Annotated in this window: 2 protein-coding genes; both read left to right on the top strand. The window is 44.1% G+C overall.

From position 1 onward, the window contains the following. Nucleotides 1–297, top strand: a 297-nt coding sequence (locus tag A3763_RS25060; RefSeq protein WP_197483120.1) for a ScpA family protein, incomplete at its 5' end; no start/stop codon positions are given. 11 nt (nt 298–308) lie between these two features. After that, nucleotides 309–988 (top strand): SMC-Scp complex subunit ScpB (gene scpB, locus A3763_RS25055; RefSeq protein WP_068760696.1); only part of this gene is annotated, 680 nt, incomplete at its 3' end.

The raw sequence follows: 988 nt of genomic DNA, 5'->3' as shown, positions 1-988 counted from the left end.
TCGCTAAATGAGTTAATTCAGGCACTTAATTCTGTTCTGCAACGCTCTGATATGTTTGTAAGCCACCATATTGAAAAAGAGAAGCTCTCAACTAGAGAGAGGATGACAATTATCTTATCTAAGGTAACGCCCGAACAGTTCGTCCCTTTCGCTGCGCTCTTTAGTCCAGAGGAAGGGCGAGATGGTGTTGTGGTAACATTTTTGGCAATTATGGAATTAGTTAAAGAGCAGTTGCTCGATTTTGTTCAATCAGAAACCTTGGGGCCTATTCATGTTCGGGCGCGCGGAGCACAATAAAGAGCTTTGAAATGGTAGACATTAAAGAGTTACTTAGTTCAAATAGCGAAGATCTTACTAATGTAGGGAATCAATACACCTATAATTCACTTGAGCCCACCGTTGAAGTATTAAAACCTATTGTCGAAGCGCTTCTGTTTTCAGCAGGTAAACCTTTGTCTATCGATGCGATTCAAGCTTTATTGGAACCTGACCTTACGCCTACCAGGGCAGTGTTTCGCTCCGTATTGCAAGAAATTGAGGAAGACTACAAAGGTCGTGGTGTTGAGTTGGTTGAGTTTTCTGGCGCTTATCGCTTTCAGTCCCGGCCTTCAATGAGCGAGTGGGTACAGCGTTTATGGGAAGAACGACCTCAAAAGTATTCCAGAGCACTTTTGGAAACATTGGCCTTGATTGCCTATCGCCAACCGATTACGCGTGGCGATATTGAAGAAGTTCGGGGGGTTGCAGTCAGCTCTACCATAATGAAGACCCTGCTAGAAAGAAATTGGGTGCGAGTTGTGGGTCATCGCGAGGTTCCCGGTCGACCAGCAATTTATGCAACGACCAAGCATTTTCTTTCCTATTTCAACCTAAGCAGCCTTGATGACCTGCCAACCTTGGCCGAAATTCGAGATATTGAGCTAATTTCCAAAGAATTAAATGCACAATTAGAGCTAGTCGGCACCGAAGATGAGTCAGTAAAACAGGA

The organism is Oleiphilus sp. HI0128 (genome assembly GCF_001635365.1).
The sequence above is the reverse complement of the archived record's forward strand: the minus strand, read 5'-3'. Positions and strand labels throughout refer to the sequence as shown.